We start from the raw sequence: 17,895 nt of genomic DNA, 5'->3' as shown, positions 1-17,895 counted from the left end.
TGAAACCGGACATCCCGCCTCCTGGAGAAAAGGGGCTTGACCTTTCAACTCGGATTACAGAAGGGATCGAAGCCGCAAGGCCGAGACGCCGCGCGGCTCGGTTCACGAGAGCCCGGTGCGGCCCCGGCCGCACGCGCCCAGCTAGTCCTTGCGTCTTTGCTCGAGCTGAGGACCACAGTTCAGCAATTTGCTTGTTGCGGTGGCGCTTCGGGATCATGCCGGATCCCCATTCTTACGCACCTTTAGCTTGAAGTGCGGCACCGTCGTGCTGCGCCACCATGCCAATGCGTCCCCGCATTCCGTGCAAGGCTTGCCGTCATCGTCGGTTGAAAGTGACTGGGTGAGCGTCACCGCGTATATCGCACCGCAGTGCGGACACGCGTAGTCCTCTTCCGATTCCCATGGCTGCGTCATGGCCGGAAATATGCGCCGCCGTCCGTCAATATGGCAGTGGCGGTATACGCAACTATCAAATCGCCACCCCTTTTCTGAGGGTGCACATCCAATAGGTCAGAAACGACAGCCGAGAGTGGCGTCATCGGACACGCCCACCCGCTGCCTTTCTCAGGTGTTTCTCGACAAAGCCCGCCCTGGTGATAGGAGGGGAACGAATGGCGGACACAACGATTCGTCCTATCGGGAGCCATTTCTATGCTGATGACAAGTGAACGAAGGCCGGCGATACGGACGATGCGCGGATGGGCGATTGACGTGCTTCAGGAAGCTGGCGCCATCCGCGAGTGCGAGGAGCATGGTTGGATGCAGGACCGCGCCGATCCGCACGCAAGGGAGCGGGCCTTCGATATCGCCCGCGTAGACCCGCCTGCAGGCGTCTCCCCTGATGCAGCGGCGGCCGAGGTTCGCGACGTGCTGAACTCGATCGGTGATACCTGCCCAGAATGCCCTCCTGATTAGAAGGAGCGGCGCCGAGCATGACGGAAACTAACCCCGTGCGCGCCGCAGCGTAACTTCCAATCGCTCCTTCTCCTTATCCCAGCGGGCTTGTTCGGCTTGCGATCTCTTCTCGAGAGCCTCGACCTCGGCCTGCATGGCGGCGGCCCGCTTCGCGTGCTCTTGCTCAGCCTTGTCCAGTGCAGCCTGCGCCTTGTCGACCGCCTGCTGATGGCGTTCACGGTCCTTCTGCCTGGCAGTCTCTTCCTTTGCCTGTTCAAGTTGGCGCCGCTTCTGCTCTTTTTCGAAGGCGAGAGCGACCTTTCGTTCGGCAGCCTTGTCGACGGGGCGAGAGGAAGGTTCCTTCGCCTTATGCCCTTTCGACCTGCGGGCGGCTTTCGTTGGTCCGCCACCGCCAAGATCGGTGGGCAGCTCGGCATGTTCGCTGAAAGGTCGGTCTGTTCCAACCGGGCGCCTGAGAACGACGCCAGGCTTTGCCATTGCCGTGGCGATGACGTCCGGATCGTCGCTTTCGTTCGCCGCGCCCTGGTGGAAGAGATTGCTGTCTGCACCCCACGCTTCCAGAGCCGCTTTCATGGAGGGAGCGGCGATCGCCAGATCGAAGAAGCCCAGCGAGGTCTGGTAGGCCTTCAGTTTTCTCGCCATGAGACCCTTCCCCGCCCGCTGACCGCTGCCATGTGATCAGCCGTACTGTCTACCTCGCGAGCAGAGAACTTCCAAAGCGGGCGCACAGGGCGGCCGGCCCGGTAAATATCTCGACGCATCCGGCGTGTCGGAGCGAGCTTTCCGTGAACCCATCGCAAAGATACCCTACGCCGACTTCCGCTGCGGTTTGGTCGCCGGCTTCTTTGTCGCGGACTCCTTGGCCGATTTCTTGCCGGCAATCGGCATCAGCATTTCCTTCTGCCCGGCCGCTGCCTTACGCGCCTTCTTGGCTGGTTTCTTCGCAGCCTCAGCCGTTGCCGCCGCGTCTCGTCCGATGCTCTTCCGCAGCGCGTCCATCAGATCCACCACGTTCTCGCCGCGGGGGCGCGCTTTCGCGGTGATAGGTTTGCCGGCGCGCTTCTCGTTGATGAGATCGAGAAGGGCGGTTTCGTACTGGTCTTCGAACTTGTCCGGATCGAAGTGGCCCGCCTTCTGATTGACGATGTGCTTGGCGAGATCAAGCATGTCCTTGGTGACTTTGACATCCTGGATGTCGTCAAAATACTCGTCTGCAGAACGCACTTCGTAAGGATAGCGCAGCAGCGTCCCCATCAGGCCCTTGTCCATGGGTTCGAGGGCGATGATGTGCTCACGGTTGGTGAGCACCACCCGTCCGATCGCGACCTTGTTCATCTCACGGATCGTTTCGCGGACGACGGCGAAGGCGTCGTGACCCACCTTTCCGTCCGGCACCAGGTAATAGGGACGGATCAGATACCTCGGGTCGATCTCGCTGCGGTCGACGAACTCGTCGATCTCGATGGTTCGCGTCGATTCCAGCGCGACGTTCTCGAGCTCCTCCTTCGTCACCTCAATAAAGGTGTCGGTGTCGACCTTGTAGCCCTTGACGATATCCTCGTTGGCGACCTCCTCGCCTGTGTCAGCATCGACTTTGGCGTACTTGATCCGGTGGCCGGTCTTCCGGTTGAGCTGGTTGAACGAGACTTTTTCGGATTCCGACGTGGCAGGATAGAGCGCTACCGGACAGGTGACGAGGGAAAGACGCAGGAACCCTTTCCAGTTAGCGCGGGGGGCCATGACGGGGGAACTCCAATACTGACGCTGGATTCAAGACGAATGGCCAGGCTTGGTTCCGACATCGCGCCCCTGCCAACAGGACGATTTTTTCTGGGCTGCCTGCCCAAGCGGACTCGACTTTTGTTCTCTTTATGTTCTAATTCGGAATGACCGATCGACCCGCGAGCTGGCGCATGCCGACCCCAAAGCAGATGGAAAAACTGGCAGCTCAAGCCGCCCGCAGGCCCGCACCTCCGGCGGCGGCTCCAGACGCGCCGCTCCCGGCCGAATACTGGGAATCGGTACTTAAAGACCCGCGCGCCGAAGCGACCGGAGCCGAGATGCGGCAGCGACGTCTTTCGGAAATTCAACGCCATATCCTGCGCATCTCCTGCCGCCGTTGCGCGCGGACCGTGGAAATCCAGGCCGCGGATGCAGTCCGATTGTATGGCGGCAACGCGATCTGGAAGGACGTCGCGCAGCGGCTGCTCGACAACACCTGCCAGCAGCGCACCGGCAGGCACGAAGAAGACGGGTGCTGGCCAGCGTTCGAGACGCCGTAGCCTGCTCCGGATTGCCGATCCGATCTCTTTGCGCCTGGATGTCCGGATGGCCCCGAAGTATCACCCTACGCCGCTGTCGGGCGGCGACCGCAAGGCTCTGGCGAAGGAGCTTGGCAAAGCGCGGGCAATGGCCAACATCCTGGCTACCCAATCGGCGGAGACGCGGGCGAAGGGGGAAGCGCTCATCCAGCGGGCCGACAAGCTGCTATGCGAGAGTTGGAACGAACGCATGTGGTCAGACGGAGAACCGATTGATCCATCCCCGACGATAGATCAAGCGGTGAATGGCGGCTTCCCCTGGCTGGAGATCCAGTGCGCGCGCTGCAAGACGCCGAGCGACGTTGACCTCGCGGCGATGAAGCATCCGCCGACCACCTTCGTGCACGATCTCGCCAGCCGGCTGCGCTGCCGCAAATGCGCCAAGGCGGGCCGGCGTCCTTCCGCGACTCTGCTACAACTGACTTGGCAGCCGCGCCACCCTCGGACCGAAGTCTGACCGATGTGCAATCTCTACTCGATCACGACCAACCAAGCCGCGATCAGCGCGTTGTTCCGCGTCATGAACCGATACGTCGGCAATCTGGCGCCGATGCCCGGGGTTTTTCCCGATTACAAGGCACCGATCGTGCGCAACGGGGCGGAGGGCCGCGAACTCGTCACTGCGCGCTGGGGGATGCCATCGTCGTCAAAAGCGCTGATGGACGCCACGAAGAAGCGGGCCGAAAAGCTGCAGGCCAAGGGCAAGGCAGTGGATTTCAAGGAATTGCTGCGGATGGAGCCGGACGGCGGAACGACCAACATCCGAAACGTGAAGAGCAAGCACTGGACGCGATGGCTAGGAGCCGAAAACCGCTGCGTGGTGCCCTTCAACTCCTTCAGCGAGTTCAACAAGGCTGAGGGCGGTGATATCTGGTTCGCGCTCGATGAGACCCGTCCCCTCGCCTGCTTTGCCGGCATCTGGACCAATTGGACGTCAGTCAGGAAGGTCAAGGAAGGTGAGACGACCAACGACCTGTACGCGTTCCTCACGACAGAGCCGAATGCCGAGGTCGGTGCCATCCACCCGAAGGCAATGCCGGTGATCCTGACGACGCCGGACGAAGTCGAGACCTGGATGACGGCCCCTCTGGAGGAGGCCCTGAAGCTGCAGCGGCCGCTTGCCGACGGCACGCTCCAGATCGTCGCCCGCGGCGTCAAGGAAGACACGGCCGGGCTAACGACGTGACCATCGAGGACGATGACGAGCAGGCAGCTCCCCCGGGCCGCCAACGCAAGATCATCCACATCGACATGGACGCCTTCTATGCGTCCGTCGAGCAGCGAGACAATCCGGATCTTCGCGGCAAGCCGGTCGCCGTCGGCGGATCCCGGGAGCGCGGCGTCGTGGCGGCGGCCAGCTACGAAGCGCGCAAGTTCGGCGTCAGGTCGGCCATGCCATCGGTTACCGCGAAGCGGCAATGCCCCGATCTGATCTTCGTCAAGCCCCGCTTCGAGGTCTACAAGGCGGTCTCCCTGCAAATCCGTGAAATCTTCGCCGAGCACACCTCGATCATCGAGCCGTTGTCGCTGGACGAGGCCTACCTCGACGTGACCGAAAATCTGCAGGGCATTCCGTTAGCCCGGGACATCGCGTTAGCGATCCGCGCGAAGATCAAGGAGGTAACCGGCCTCAACGCCTCTGCCGGCATCTCCTACAACAAGTTTCTCGCCAAGCTCGCATCCGACCACCGCAAGCCCAACGGCCAGTACGTCATCACCCCCGAGATGGGACCGACATTCGTCGAAACCCTCCCCGTCGGCAAGTTTCACGGCATCGGGCCGGCGACCAGCACCAAGATGAACTCGCTCGGCCTGTACACCGGCCTCGACATGCGAAACCAGTCACTCGAATTCATGCAGGCAAACTTCAGGAAGGCCGGCAGCTATTACTACTGGATCTCGCGGGGCGTCGACAACCGTGAGGTCCGCTCTGATCGAATACGAAAGTCGGTCGGCGCAGAGAATACCTTCTCTAGCGACCTGACCGATTTCGAAACCATGGTCGCCGAACTTCAGCCATTGATAGACAAGATCTGGCTGCACTGTGAAGACAAGGGAGCGCGGGGGCGGACGGTGACTCTGAAGGTCAAGTTCAACGACTTCGAGATGATTACGCGCTGCAGGTCGGTACCCGTCGCCGTTTCGAGTCGCGCGGACCTCGAACGCCTATCGGTCGCATTGCTTCAGAACGAGATGCCCTTTTCGAAGCCAGTCCGGCTGTTGGGGGTGTCGCTTTCGTCGTTACAAGGCAACGAGGCAGAGCTGCAGCTTGGTCTATCGATCTAACGATCGCAGCTGACGCATCATCGTATTGCTAGCGCCGCCGCAGAAGCCTTCGCGCGAACCCGCGATGAGCGGAACGAGCCGAGGCTTCCGCTTGCTGTGTAGTGACGCTAGCGCGGCGATCCAGGTTATTCGTAGGGCAATTCGCCGAACAGACCGATCATGAGGTCACCGTCGAGTTGCGCAAACGGAATATCGACGTAGTGATCGGGGTGCCGTGGTTTGGCTCTGCCGTCATTCGGTCCGTTCCTGGTGTGCCCGCGCACCTGCTCGCCGCTCTCTTTGATATAAGGCAAAATGACCAATCGGCCGTGGTTGATCGAGCGGATTGTGCCTTCCTTCCACAAGGTGCTTCCCTCGGACTCTTTGGTGGATGTGGTCTGTTTGATCTGCCAACCGATGCCGCCATCTTCTTCGTACCAGAAGACGATGCCGTTCGAGACCAGCACCTTATGACCATTGGCCAACGCTTCCGCCAGCATACGCTGCACGCTTGCGAGTTGCAGCAACTGGTTGGCGCGGGGCAACAAGATCTGACGAATCTTGGCCTTGGTCTTTCCCCAATGGTCGTCGGCGCTGTAGCCGAAGCCGTTGGCGATTCGTGCTCGCATCGCCTTTGCCGCAGATCGCTCGCCGGCGATGTAAGGCTTGGACCATTTATTGTCGTGCGAGAGGTAAAGAATGGAGCGGTGCCAACTGCGATTCGTCTCCCGGACCGTCACGATCACGACCCTCAAATAGGGCATGTCTGAAAGCTGTTCGCTCAATTCCTGACGAAAAGGAACTGACTCCGCAGGCAGCACAATTGCAGAAGGGTCCGGTCGCGGATCATTGGCGTGCCGGCGACGTGCCTCGGCGAGCATAAGCTCTTCTTCGTCGCGAAGGCGTTCTTTGGATTGCAGGTTCTTTGCGACTTTAAGCTGGAGCGAACGTTTCCTCGCGGCATCCATCTCGCGCGCTGCGAGCGCGTCGTGCAGCGTCTGATTGAGTGAGGCGGCGGCCGATAGTGCGGCCTCGCGGTCCGGATAGATGTCGCCGCGCACGCGTCCATTCTCGGTCGGCACCCTGCGGTCGCGCCAGATCGGAGCCTTGTCGCCTTGCTCCACCAGTTCCTGCATCAGCCAGTTATCGAACAGTGGGCGATAGTGCGGCCACACCGCCAGTGCGGTATCAAAATCTCGGGCGTTGTCTCCCCATTTCATCGCATACCCTCAAGATCAATCAGCTATATTTCGCCCGGCTCGGTCGGGTCTGCGACACGGCGTTGGTGGAAGTGAAGCGCGGCGCGGAGAAATCGGATCGGACCGACGTCGGTATCGCATCAGGATCCGTGACGAAGGTGGCGAACGGCTCATTCCACTCTCTGCTCAACCTTGGAGCCGGACACGAGCACGCAGCCGCTCATACAATTGCACTTCTGCTTGATGGGTCAACTCCACCACGATTGCAAAGCGTTGTTGCGTTTCGAACGTTCCCGCCCAGCCGCTATCGCAACGCACGACTAGATAATAATTGTCGCCATAGGCTTCGGTGCCACGCGTAAACGTTACGCTCGCAGTTTGCAGAGTTCCGCGTTCACGCTCGCGCGGGCCCGGCTTCAGGTCGCAGTCGAAACGATTATCGATATCCGGCTGACGCCCCTCCTCCTGGGTTCTCCGTCGGAAGTGCTCGAATATCCGATCGGGACTGCATCCTCGCACGAGACGAAAATTCATGCCAATTCCGGCATAGTCGGCGCGGGTGTGACGAACTGGGGGGTCGAAGGCAAGCGTCACGCGGATGCTGCGACGACCGCCACTCTGGAACAGTTCGGGAATCGGCAACTGATAGACCGCAAAGTGGTCGAGCGCCAATTCATCCTCGGCATACAGCACGACGCGATGATCATCCGAATATGCCGCTCGCTCTGAATCAACAGCGCCATGGCCGCAGATTGAACGCATGGCATCGTCACCGAGGGTTTGAAGCCTGCGCTGGGCCTCATCCGGAATGCGCGCCGCGCCTGCAAGCAACGCACGGACAAGGTTCGCAGATGCACGGGGAAAGCGCGCAAGAATCTGAGCGGCTTTGTGGGCAACGCGAGGGGCCGCATAGGACGTGCCAGACCCCGCCGTAAACAACCGGTCAAGAAACAGATGATGGAGCGTGAGAACACCGGCGGTCGGCAAGTCTTCGCCCAGCCGCAGCCGTCCTACTGCGGGATCGAATACCATTGTGCCTCCGACATCGACTAGATCCGGCTTGATGGAACCGCCGATGCCGGGCCCTATCCTCGTAAAGGGCGCAGGCTCGAACGCACGCGTAATGGGTCGGATATGAACGTGCTCGACAAGATCGGGCCCAAGACCCTCGCCGTGCGCCAACGCGCCGACCGTGAGAACGTTCATGGCGCCCGCAGGCTCACACAGACGGTTGGCCGGCTCGAGCAGATAGCCGGGATACTCCGTGACGGCTTGTTCCAGACGGTTGCCGCTGCGGGGCGCGCGATTGCCTGCCGACACGATGATGAGGGAATCGAGTTCGCGGGCGAGTTCATCGAGCGTTGCTGCCCAAGGCCCAACCTTGCCTCCGTCATAGGTGCGCTTGGGATCACCGAGCGCGACCACAAAGAGCCGACAACCGAAACGCTGATTGAGAGTGGTCAAGGCTTCGCGCATCTGGGAGGGAACAAGACGACGCTCGTCGAACTGACCACGTTCGTTCACGACCTTGGCCGAAGCAATGCGCCCCGCTCGTACCAGCGCGCCAACAGCAATCTGATCGCGCAGATCGCCAAATAGCGAAACGCCGGCAACGCGCGTGCCGTGGCCCCAATCGTCGGCCGTGCCGAGCCTTTCCGGCACGCCGATCGCACCGACGATGACACCCGCCAGCAACGGATGATCGTTGACGCCGCTGTCGATGATACCAATGACCGGCGCGTCGTTGCCAAGGTCGTCCGTCTCCGGCAAATCGGCGACGGTCAACTCAAACGCCTCGCCGGTGGCGATATCAGGTTCAGGCGGCAGATCGAGATCGGCAACGTCTTCGACCGTGAGAAGCGTTTGTATTACGGTGCCCGACATGCGCGCCCGCAGCATCGTAATCGACGGGCCAACGTAGCGGTCAAGCACTTCGCCTCCCCGCGCATCAATGTACTCGGCGATTTGCTCAAGCTTTCGGGTGCGGAGTTCACGCCGGCCAATGTCCCATAGCTCGAGGTCGAGGACGAAGATCCGGTCCGCATCGAAGTCTTCAGGCAGGGTCAGCCCTTCTTCACGCAATCGCAGCCCGATACGATCACGAGGTTCCACCGCGCCAATCTCTTCGACGCGGGTGATGAAGCCATTGTAGGACGGGGCGGCTTGTCCAGGCGGGGTTCCCTGCGCATAGGCTTGCAGGCGATCGCGAAAACCCTGCAGATCGCCATTCGATGCGAAGAGGATCAGGGTTTTGTCTTCATCGCTCGCGAGGAGGGTCAGTCCAAGCCGCTCCCAGTCTTCCTCCATCGTCATTCCGGTCATGCGAACGCGCAGAATGAGCGACGGGTCGACGAATTCCGGACGCCGGCGGCGTTGCTGCTCCGCGATCGCGGTGTCGAGCTCGGCCCGAAGCTTGCGGCTATGTCCGCCGACATCTCGTTGAGGAGCAGCACCACCTCCTCCATGCTTCCGGCGCTCGAGACGCTCGGGAAGCCGCAGGAGCTGGAGGTGGTCGTAGCGCGGCACGCCGGATTAGTCTTCCAAATGCTGCAGGCGTGCGGTGCCGGATCGCCGTCGAATCTCATCAGCGACGGCGTGACAGAAGTCCGATTCACGGACCTCTTTGCGGCGCTCGATTACGGCGGCCTTGATCGCCTGCACGCAAATGCGTTCGATTTCGGCGAAAGAATAGCCATCCAGCGAACCGACATGAGAGACTAGATCGAAAGCTGTTTTGATATTCTTGAATTTCAGCGCCAGGAAATGCTCGATCATCTCCCGGTCCGGCTTTTCGAACCAGATGACCTCGTCGAAGCGGCGCCAGACCGCGGGGTCAAGGGACTGGTCGAGATTGGTCGCCGCAACCAGAAAGCCCTTCGGCTTGATCCGGTCGATGAAGATCAAAAGGCTGTTGACCACGCGCCGCAGCTCGTTGTGCTCGCTCGTATCATCACGCGAGCGCGCCAGCGCATCAAATTCGTCGAGAAAGAGGACGCAGGGCTGCTTGCGCGCGAACTCGAAAATCTTGCGAATGTTGGTCGCGGTTTCGCCAAGATAGGAGGAGATCAGGCGGTCGATCTTGACCACGAACAGCGGAAGCCCGAGCTCGCCCGCGAAGATCTCGGTGCAAAGAGTCTTTCCGCAGCCCGGAGGTCCACAGAACAGCAGCTTCGAGCGCACCGGGAGTCCGCTGCGGCGGATATCATCGGCGCGGCGAAATTCCTGAATTAGTCCGGAAAAGATCCGGATATTGGCCTTGCTGAGAACAATGTCGCCCTTGGTGTGCTCCGGCTCGACGCGCTCGACGAAATCGTTGGCGGCGTCCGGGAACGGAATGAGCGGTGCCAGCGCCCGCGGTGGGGGCGCGCGGTTCGAGGCATGGTCTAGGGTTTGGCGGAGCGACCGAGCTAGAACGCGGTTGTTCTTCTGCTCCTCCTCCAGAATGATCTGTTCAGCAATCGCCCGGAATTCGTCGTCCCGGCCGTAACTCGCCAACAGCTTTTTCATCAACTCGCCGCGAGCCATTAGCGGTCCACTTATCTAGCTTGGCGTCAAACATAGTTTGGATCGTCCGGTCCCACCATGCCTTTCAGCCGTTAAAACCACGTCAACCACAGCCAGATGCGGGCTGACGGCAGCGGCTCAGCGGGCTGGCTCCGACCAATCCGGCGGGCATGTGCCGGCACGTACAGGTGCTTATGCGCCAAGCCCAACAGATAGCGAACAAAACGAGAATCCGCAATAGTCGGCTCGCGCCCAAGGATCGGGAATTTGTGCGCCACCTCTAATCGCTCGTATGAGGTCCAACCCGCTCGTCATTTTCGGCAACGCATCGTCCTTGGCGACACCGCCCTCGCGCAGCGAAGCGAAGCGGTGGGAAGCTGGCTTCGGATATGCGCGGTTGTTGGAGATTCGCTGGCTCAGCGCTCCGCGACCGAAGCTTGTTTTCGTTGCTTGGGCACGTCCACAAAAGCAGGTTTATCTTGTTGTTGGTAAGACTTAGGGACCAAGCAATACCGCGATCCCTCGCTTGACTGCTTAGGAAACGAGCACTCATTCTGGAAGCATGAATTATGACTTTTCAGGTCTGTCCCATAGCGAATTTGAAGATCTGGCCCGCGACCTCGTCGGGCGAGAGATAGACCTGCGCTTCGAGGCCTTTCCGGCAGGCCCGGACGACGGGATGGACGGCCGCCATGCGCGAGCCGACGGATCGATTGTGATGCAGGCGAAGCACTACCACGGGTCCGGTTTTGCGGCGCTGAAGTCAAAAATGGCGAAGGAGCGGCTGTCGATCGATCGGCTGGCAGCGACGCGCTATATCCTCGTGACATCGGCGCCGCTCACGCCAAAAAACAAGAACGCGTTAGCGCAGATCATCGGCCCGTCGCTGCAAACGCCGGGCGACATTTTCGGTCCCGGCGACCTCAACGCTCTGCTTCGAAAATATCCGGACATCGAGAAAGCCCATCAAAAGCTTTGGGCGCAGAGCACCTCGGTTCTGGAAATGGTTGTCACGGAAGCGGTTGGAAAGGCTCTGTCAAAGCCCGGGGTGGTTCCCGCAGTTCTTGCCAATCTCCTTCCGCCTGCGGAGGCTGCCGGGAATGCAGCGCCTGTCGAGAAAGTAGCGCGAGACACCATATTTCTGATCAAAGCATCGCCTGTCGACGATGAGTTTGCCCTTTGGCTCGCGCCCAAGCTTGAGGCTGAGGGGTACCGCGTGTTCGCCGACATCCTCACGCTTCAGCCCGGCGACCGATGGCGCCGACAGATCAATGAGGCGCTCCAATACCGGGCCGTGAAAGTTCTGCTCATCTGCCGCGATGCCACGCTCGCTGACCCTCATGTCCAGGATGATCTCGACATCGCGCTGGAGTTGTCCAAGGAGCTCGACGATTCCCGGTTCATTATTCCGCTCCGGCTCGAACCGGGAAAGAAGGTCAAGGGCATCGGGGATGCGGTTCCCGTCGATTTTGTGCGCGGCTGGGGAGAAGGCGTCGGTCTCCTACTTGACGCGCTGCAGCGCCAGAAAGTCCCGCGTCCTTCCGGCCAGCCGGTGATCGATCCGAATTGGGAGATTTTCCGGCGGCGTGGCGCGATCCCGCTCGTCGAGGAGGCCGAGCGACTGACCTCGAACTGGCTGCGCGCCGCGGAAGCGCCCGACGTCATCCGATTCTTTGAGAGCACCGGGGTGATCGAGGACCGATTGCTGGATCGGGCGCTCGAGGATTTCGGCTATCCGTGCGCGAAACAGCGTGCCGGGATCATCACTTTTGCTGAACAATCCGAAGTCGACGTCGCCTTCGCGTCTGCCGGCCGATTCAAGCTGAAGTACGAGATCCCTCTGCTGGAATTTATCGACAATGGCTTTTCTGCGCTTGGGATTGAGCGTCAAGTCGCTTCCAACCTAGTCATTGCAATGATTAAGAAGGCCTGGCTGTCCTTCTGCAGAGAGAAAGGCTTCGTCGAGTATCAATATTCCAACGCTGTCGGCTTTCACGCTTCGGCCGCGCAGGCACCGACGGGACACCGCATCCCCTGGGGCAAGCAAGGCGACCGGCGGTCCTCGATGCTGCGCAATGTCGCGAAGGGACATATCTGGCAGTTCGGCGTTACTGCGATGCCTTATTTCTGGCCGTTCTGGCATCTGAAACTCAAGTCGAGGGTATTGTTCTCGGTCGACAACAATACGGCCGAGGGGCTCGGCATCGATGACGCAAGGAAGCTACACCGGCTGCGCCGAAGCATTTGCAAGGGTTGGCGTAACAAGCAGTGGCACGGACGCATGCTCGCATTCCTTGAGCTATTGTCCGGCGAGTCGGCCTATGTTCGGCTAGCGCTGTCGGCGAACGCTCCGCTCCTAATCGAAGCCGCGCCGATGTTGTTCACTTCACCGGTGAGCACAGCGCTTCCCGATGTTCTTGACGCCGATGAGGAAGAAGCCGACATCAGTACCCTCGGTCGCCCCGACAACGATGACGAGGCCGACGCATGAGATTTCCGGACAAATCGCTTCGGGTCGAACACTTCGGCGAACCGCCGCTGGAGTTTGCGTTTTCGCAGCGCAGTCCGCATCCCAAGGACGGACTGTTCCTGTATGGACCTCACGCCAAGGCGAAGAAAAGCCGGGAAATCCGGGTCGGCGTGGTTGGCACCACTGATGGGATCGCGCATTTTCGTGCATGGGGTCGCAAGCTCAAATCGGCTGTCCGTGTTCCGCCGCCCGGAAAAGGCGAGAAGGCCGATCGGTTGCACCTGACGAACTTCCCGGGCTTAGATGAGGCGTTCGGCATTTCATTCGATCCGGACGAATGCAGCGCGCTGTCGATTCCGTGGAAGGACATCGATCGCGCAACGCGCATCGTCAACCTCAACGAGGCCGTCGACAAGGTCGCACGGCTCTACATCGATCGCGTCAAGCAGCATCTGCGCAACGACGAACGATCCGTCGACGTCTGGATCCTGGCTCTGCCCGAAATCGTCTACGAGCGATGCAGGCCTCAGTCCAAGCGGACCGGCCTGCCGCTGGAAAAGGGCGAGTTCACGAAGCGGCAGAAGGCGAAGGAGAGTGTCCCGCTACTCGCTGCCATGGGCGCCATTGATCAGACCGAGGAGGCGATTTTCGAGGACGTTCCCGATTTTCATCGCAGGATCAAAGCCGAATTCCTGGCGATCGCGCCGACGCAGCTGGTCCGTGAGACGACGATTGCGCCCGACGCTTTCCTCAATAAGGCCGGTTATCCGCTGCGCAAGACACAGGATGCCGCAACGGTCGCCTGGAATCTCGCGACCGGGCTTTACTACAAGACGCAGCCCAAGCCGCCGTGGCGGCTGGCCGACGTTCGACCGGGGGTCTGTTACATCGGCATGGTCTACAAGAGCCTGCCCAACGACCCCGATGGTCATGCCTGCTGCGCGGCGCAGATGTTCCTCAACGAGGGAGACGGTGTTGTCTTCCGCGGTGCTAATGGACCGTGGAAAACCGGAGATTACGAGTTTCATCTCAAGGCACCCGCGGCGAAAAACCTGCTCGCTTTGGTGCTGAAGACCTACGCCGAGACGCATGGCGGCCCGCCTAAGGAGCTTTTCATCCATGGGCAGACCTATTTTAACGACGAAGAGTGGAACGCCTTTGTCGAGGCGGCGCCGAAAGGAACCAACATCATCGGCGTCCGCATTCGATCGACAGGCGGCGAGACCAAGCTTTTCCGCGATGGCGACTATCCCGTGCTGCGCGGGACCGCGCTCCTGCTCGATGATCAGACGGCCTATCTCTGGACGACGGGTTATGTGCCACAGCTCGATACTTACATTGGGCCAGAGACACCCAATCCGCTGCATATCACCGTCATGAAGAGCAAAACCGCAAAGCCGGACATCCGCACGGTGCTCGCAGACATCATGGGTCTCACCAAAATCAACTACAATTCCTGCAACTTCAATGATGGCCTGCCCGTCACTGTCCGATTTGCGCGGATGGTCGGAGACGTTCTCACCATGGGGTCGGCGAAAGGAGAGGAACGTCAGCCATTCAAGTTCTATGTTTGAGGGTGCGCCAGCTTCCTTGCGACCGTGGTCATGGGCGCAGAACATTGGTCGTCCGGCATGATCAGCTTTGAAGAAGACGACCGAGGATTAGTCCTCCTGTACGAAGTCGAGAACAACGATCCTGAGTGGGCCTCCAAACGGCTGAAGGACGGCGGCGAGGTCACCGTAAGTAATGGCTTCACCTTTGAATCCGCCGACCTGTTGAAGGCTCCTTCGAAGCGCGGCGGCGAGGAGCCGATCTACGAATTCCGCTTCGCGGAGAAGAAAGCTGGCTATTATCGGATTCCGGGCCGGATTTTGGGGTGCGACCACGATGTGCTGATTGCGGTCAACGGCCTCCGCCTCGAGCGCAGGACCTTCATCGCGGAGCGCAACATCCGCATTTTCCCGCGCATCGAGAAGGTGAAGCCAACCTCCGGCGAGATCGTCGTCGGAGGTTCGCGGCAAGACAGGATACCGGTCGAGATTTTCCGCGAGCTTCTGGCAAAATTCCCGAACTCGACCGAGCTTGATCGCTACGCCGCCGCGCGAGTTGAGACGATAGTGGGAGAGTTTTTCGATGGCAATGCGGCAGCGCGAGAGAAATACGAGGCCTATCTTGATCGCCGAGGCTCCATTGTGTCGGCCGCTTCCCTGGATCAGCCTGACCTCATACAAGCCGAAATCGACAAGTATGTGCTGTTGCGCGAAACCGTATTGGCTTGGCTCGGAGATGCAACATCGTACAGCGAGAAGGACTGGCAGCGGCTGATCATCAAGGTAATCCTCCTGCTCTTTCCAAAATACGTTGCCGTGCTCGAAGGCGTCACTGTGGCAGATTTTTATTCCAAGCCCGGAACGCGAAAAAACAGGTTCATCGACATCTGCCTCATCGACGCCGGGGGAAGTATCGATGTCATCGAGATCAAAAAACCCTTTGACGACGTGCTGCTGAGTCGGGGCCTTTATCGGGGCAACAGCGTTCCGACGAAGGAGCTATCCGGAACGGTCATGCAGGCCGAGAAATATCTCTTTCACCTTTCGAAATGGGGCGTCGAAGGCGAGCGGCAGCTCACCAAAAAATACGCCAGCGTGGTCCCGAACGGCATGCAGATCCGAATTACTAACCCGAAAGCCATGGTCTTGTTGGGACGCGACAAACGAGCGGACGGGACGTCCGCGCTTACGGACGATCAACTGTTCGATCTCGAGGTGATCAAGCGCAAGTATTCTAATATGATGGACATCCTAACGTATGATGACCTGGTGCGCCGCCTTGATAATGTTATCGCGTCCCTGTCCCAGCGTCGAGGCGCGGGTAGTTTTGTAGCGAAGAGCCTGAAACGCTAGGTTCTGGAGGTAAGGAGCAACAATACCATTCAATTGGAGCATGAAGGCGCACTCAAAGATGGGTAGTTGCATGATCCGAATAATTGCTTGATGTGCCGCTGGTTCATGCGAGCGACGGCCAGGGCTCGAGATAGCTGTCCAGACGGAGCTTCAGAGGAGCAACACTCCATCACAACGCCTGCTTAAGGTGCACCGGAAACGATCAAGGCCTTGGGGGTCTCGGACGCTGTGGGCTTGATGGTCCGTCCGAACAGCGGCTGATCTGGAATCGTCGGGACAAACGAGAAATCGATTGGATCGAGGGTGTGCGTGTAGTCCTTCAGGAGTTCCGGAACAAAGGGCGCCAAGTTGAGTGTCATGCCGTTGACCAGTTGCGCCGTGACCGGACAGGCCAAGTAGAAATTAATGTTCTGAAGGACGAGCGACGTTGGGCTCGGCTCGAAGTGTAAGCGAATGGGAGACGCCTTCAACTGCCCACGGTATTCGGGCTCACCAGGCGAGCGTGCCAGGGTAACATCAACGCCAATCGACTGGGACGGTACGGTCACGCGAATATTCTTGTCCGCCGTCCACGGCAACTGACAGAGAATGTGGCCCGCGACATCGAGCGGCGTAAATTTGAAGCTGGTATCGAGGCTTACTGAGCCGGTCGTTTCAAGCTTCATTGAAAGCTTAGCGAGGTCCGGGGCGAATGCCACGTCGCGGAAACATATCCTAAGATCACCCGTGCCAGAAATGCTGCCGTCAAAGTTTCCGACATTGCCGGTGCGATGGAGTGCGTCAACCGCCCCTTTATACGTCTCGCAAGCCAACTTGCGGCCCGTCTTCTCCGCTTCGCAGGCGAGCTTCTTGGTCGACTTTTCCGCCTCGCACTGAGCCTTCTGCGTGGCATAGAGCCCATTCTGGGTCGCCTTTTGGGCTTCGCAGGCAGCATCATAGATGGGACCCAAATTTACGCAGGCTGTATAATCCGCGTCATAGATGGCGTTTTGCGAAGCTTTCGCCGCTTCGCAAATCGGATCATTGGCGCAGACGCCCACGACGCATTTGCGGCACTCACGCGTATCATGATTGTGCTGGCAGTTGCGAGAACGGCGGCAATCTCGTGTGTCCTCTTTGAGATCGCACGCCTGGGTCGGCGTACAGTCGCCCCTCGGAGTGCAATCAATTGCCGAGGCGTCCGGTGTAGGGATCTTCTGCTCGAAGGTCTGCTTCGGGATGGCGCCCGTACCTGCGATGCAAGCCTGTGCTTGTGCGAATGCGCTGTTGAAGGTGTCGGCAATCAGCGCCTTCGCAACCGCAACCCACGCGCCGGTTGATACCTCGCGAAGATCAAATCCATCAGACATGCGGCGCGTGAAGCCGGCAGCAAGATCGCTGAACGCTCCCTTCGACGCCGTCTTTGCGGTTAACGTGTTCGCGGGCGGCGTGAGTTGCGCAAGCACTATCACGCGGCTGTTGTCGATGAGTAACGTTGCGCTTCCGAGTTCGTAGGGGCTGCGGACGGGTTGCGACGAAAGCGTGAGCTTGAAACTGCTCCCGGATGCAGGGTTGATTTTGATCGGCCCAGACGGATCGAATTGATCCTGAAGGCTGGCGGGCAACTCGGCATTGAGGACCGGCGCGTTCGTCAGCGTGCCGATGATATTGTCGGCATAACTCTCGAGAAGGCTCGCAAGGAACGCGCCGGCAGCGGTGACATCGTAACGCTCCGCGAGCGTTATCTTGTCGATGTGAAGCGATTTGAATGCCGGCAGGAGTTTCACCTGTATGGCGCGCTTTGGTGCGGTGACCATGGCGGTGGTGGCGCTCAGGAAGAATTCAGCCCGCCCGGCGAGTTGTGGCTTGAGGCGTTCGATCCACGCACGCTTTTGAGGATCGTCACCCGCGTCTTCGGGACGCAAGGAGAGATCGAAAGCTGCCGTCACCTTTAGGAGTTGGCGGTCGGTCTCGACCGACAATTTTGTGACGCCCTTGCCCTTGAGCAACTCGCCCGCGATCATCTCGATCGTTTTGACGTCGACGCCCGCGGCGATGTTGGGAGTCGGCATCGCCTCCAGGGCGCTAAGCGCGCCATCGATCGCGGTCTGGCGCTGCTGCTCAGACGTCACCGGAGGCCAATGCGTGTTGACGATATCACGAAGATTATCGCCTGACAGCGCGTACCACGTGCCAGCGCCCGCGAGGACGCCAAGAAGGAGGAAGATACCCCAACGCATTGCCTCGCCCCGCAATCAGAGAGTGCAAACTGCGATCCTTACAGTATCCGCATGCAGCGCCCAAGGGGCGCGACACCGCTTGTCGACAGCTTTGCACAG

General features: G+C 59.8%; 14 protein-coding genes. 8 read left to right on the top strand and 6 right to left on the bottom strand.

Going from position 1 to position 17,895, the window contains the following annotated elements:
* Positions 1-651: 651 nt before the first annotated feature.
* Positions 652-915 (top strand): hypothetical protein, encoded by a 264-nt coding sequence (locus JQ587_RS36240; protein ID WP_082081432.1) that lies wholly within the window; start codon positions 652-654, stop codon positions 913-915.
* A 27-nt stretch (positions 916-942) separates the two neighbouring features.
* Here the strand turns inward: JQ587_RS36240 and JQ587_RS36235 are convergent, their stop codons facing one another.
* Together JQ587_RS36235 and ku are read right to left on the bottom strand one after the other, a co-directional pair.
* Positions 943-1,557 carry a cell envelope biogenesis protein TolA gene (locus JQ587_RS36235; RefSeq protein ID WP_212428545.1) on the bottom strand — a complete coding sequence of 205 codons (615 nt, stop codon included), beginning with the start codon at positions 1,555-1,557 and terminating at the stop codon, positions 943-945.
* Positions 1,558-1,722: 165 nt separating this feature from the next.
* On the bottom strand, positions 1,723-2,655 hold the full coding sequence (gene ku, locus JQ587_RS36230; RefSeq protein ID WP_212428544.1) for a non-homologous end joining protein Ku: 933 nt from the start codon (positions 2,653-2,655) through the stop codon (positions 1,723-1,725).
* Between the two features lie 146 nt (positions 2,656-2,801).
* Between ku and JQ587_RS36225 the strand changes: the two genes are divergently transcribed.
* From JQ587_RS36225 to dinB, 4 genes are read left to right on the top strand one after another with little or no spacing between them, the layout of a single operon-like run.
* A complete protein-coding gene (locus JQ587_RS36225) occupies positions 2,802-3,197 on the top strand; it encodes a hypothetical protein (protein ID WP_212428543.1) in 396 nt (131 codons plus the stop codon).
* A gap of 46 nt (positions 3,198-3,243) precedes the next feature.
* Positions 3,244-3,693, top strand: coding sequence for a hypothetical protein (locus JQ587_RS36220; protein ID WP_212428542.1), 450 nt, complete (start codon positions 3,244-3,246; stop codon positions 3,691-3,693).
* A gap of 3 nt (positions 3,694-3,696) precedes the next feature.
* A complete protein-coding gene (locus JQ587_RS36215; protein WP_212428541.1) occupies positions 3,697-4,422 on the top strand; it encodes an SOS response-associated peptidase in 726 nt (241 codons plus the stop codon).
* On the top strand, positions 4,419-5,522 hold the full coding sequence (dinB, locus tag JQ587_RS36210; RefSeq protein ID WP_212428540.1) for a DNA polymerase IV: 1,104 nt from the start codon (positions 4,419-4,421) through the stop codon (positions 5,520-5,522). Before JQ587_RS36215 ends, dinB begins: the two co-directional genes overlap by 4 nt.
* Positions 5,523-5,647: 125 nt before the next feature.
* Here dinB and JQ587_RS36205 read toward each other — a convergent pair whose 3' ends face one another.
* The 3 genes from JQ587_RS36205 to JQ587_RS36195 all read right to left on the bottom strand — a co-directional run bounded on the left by JQ587_RS36205 (position 5,648) and on the right by JQ587_RS36195 (position 10,225).
* The gene (locus JQ587_RS36205; RefSeq protein ID WP_194459790.1) at positions 5,648-6,721 is read right to left on the bottom strand and encodes a hypothetical protein; all 1,074 of its coding nucleotides are present in this window, start codon (positions 6,719-6,721) and stop codon (positions 5,648-5,650) included.
* Between the two features lie 165 nt (positions 6,722-6,886).
* Complete coding sequence (locus JQ587_RS36200; RefSeq protein ID WP_349629560.1) at positions 6,887-9,226, bottom strand: S8 family peptidase; 2,340 nt, start codon at positions 9,224-9,226, stop codon at positions 6,887-6,889.
* A gap of 6 nt (positions 9,227-9,232) precedes the next feature.
* Positions 9,233-10,225 (bottom strand): AAA family ATPase, encoded by a 993-nt coding sequence (locus tag JQ587_RS36195; RefSeq protein ID WP_212428539.1) that lies wholly within the window; start codon positions 10,223-10,225, stop codon positions 9,233-9,235.
* A 541-nt stretch (positions 10,226-10,766) separates the two neighbouring features.
* On the opposite strand from JQ587_RS36195, the gene JQ587_RS36190 reads away from it, so the two are divergent.
* From JQ587_RS36190 to JQ587_RS36180, 3 genes are read left to right on the top strand one after another with little or no spacing between them, the layout of a single operon-like run.
* On the top strand, positions 10,767-12,695 hold the full coding sequence (locus JQ587_RS36190; RefSeq protein ID WP_212428538.1) for a toll/interleukin-1 receptor domain-containing protein: 1,929 nt from the start codon (positions 10,767-10,769) through the stop codon (positions 12,693-12,695).
* A complete protein-coding gene (locus JQ587_RS36185) occupies positions 12,692-14,248 on the top strand; it encodes an argonaute/piwi family protein (RefSeq protein ID WP_212428537.1) in 1,557 nt (518 codons plus the stop codon). The genes JQ587_RS36190 and JQ587_RS36185 overlap by 4 nt, the downstream gene beginning before the upstream one ends.
* Positions 14,249-14,278: 30 nt before the next feature.
* The gene (locus tag JQ587_RS36180; protein WP_249154695.1) at positions 14,279-15,577 is read left to right on the top strand and encodes a Shedu immune nuclease family protein; all 1,299 of its coding nucleotides are present in this window, start codon (positions 14,279-14,281) and stop codon (positions 15,575-15,577) included.
* Positions 15,578-15,759: 182 nt separating this feature from the next.
* Here JQ587_RS36180 and JQ587_RS36175 read toward each other — a convergent pair whose 3' ends face one another.
* The gene (locus JQ587_RS36175) at positions 15,760-17,796 is read right to left on the bottom strand and encodes a hypothetical protein (RefSeq protein WP_212428536.1); all 2,037 of its coding nucleotides are present in this window, start codon (positions 17,794-17,796) and stop codon (positions 15,760-15,762) included.
* Between the last annotated feature and the right edge of the window lie 99 nt (positions 17,797-17,895).

Source organism: Bradyrhizobium manausense, assembly GCF_018130615.1.
Classification (GTDB): Bacteria; Pseudomonadota; Alphaproteobacteria; order Rhizobiales; family Xanthobacteraceae; genus Bradyrhizobium; species Bradyrhizobium manausense_A.
Note: the sequence above shows the minus strand (reverse complement) of the source record. Positions and strands in the feature narration are given on the sequence as shown.

Coding starts and splice junctions, on each gene's coding strand:
- JQ587_RS36235 (WP_212428545.1), bottom strand. CDS start 1,557: ATGGCGAGAAAACTGAAGGCCTACCAGACCTCGCTGGGCTTCTTCGAT.
- ku (WP_212428544.1), bottom strand. CDS start 2,655: ATGGCCCCCCGCGCTAACTGGAAAGGGTTCCTGCGTCTTTCCCTCGTC.
- JQ587_RS36185 (WP_212428537.1), top strand. CDS start 12,692: ATGAGATTTCCGGACAAATCGCTTCGGGTCGAACACTTCGGCGAACCG.
- JQ587_RS36180 (WP_249154695.1), top strand. CDS start 14,279: ATGGGCGCAGAACATTGGTCGTCCGGCATGATCAGCTTTGAAGAAGAC.
- JQ587_RS36225 (WP_212428543.1), top strand. CDS start 2,802: ATGACCGATCGACCCGCGAGCTGGCGCATGCCGACCCCAAAGCAGATG.
- JQ587_RS36175 (WP_212428536.1), bottom strand. CDS start 17,796: ATGCGTTGGGGTATCTTCCTCCTTCTTGGCGTCCTCGCGGGCGCTGGC.
- JQ587_RS36215 (WP_212428541.1), top strand. CDS start 3,697: ATGTGCAATCTCTACTCGATCACGACCAACCAAGCCGCGATCAGCGCG.
- JQ587_RS36240 (WP_082081432.1), top strand. CDS start 652: ATGCTGATGACAAGTGAACGAAGGCCGGCGATACGGACGATGCGCGGA.
- JQ587_RS36190 (WP_212428538.1), top strand. CDS start 10,767: ATGAATTATGACTTTTCAGGTCTGTCCCATAGCGAATTTGAAGATCTG.
- JQ587_RS36205 (WP_194459790.1), bottom strand. CDS start 6,721: ATGAAATGGGGAGACAACGCCCGAGATTTTGATACCGCACTGGCGGTG.
- JQ587_RS36220 (WP_212428542.1), top strand. CDS start 3,244: ATGGCCCCGAAGTATCACCCTACGCCGCTGTCGGGCGGCGACCGCAAG.
- JQ587_RS36195 (WP_212428539.1), bottom strand. CDS start 10,225: ATGGCTCGCGGCGAGTTGATGAAAAAGCTGTTGGCGAGTTACGGCCGG.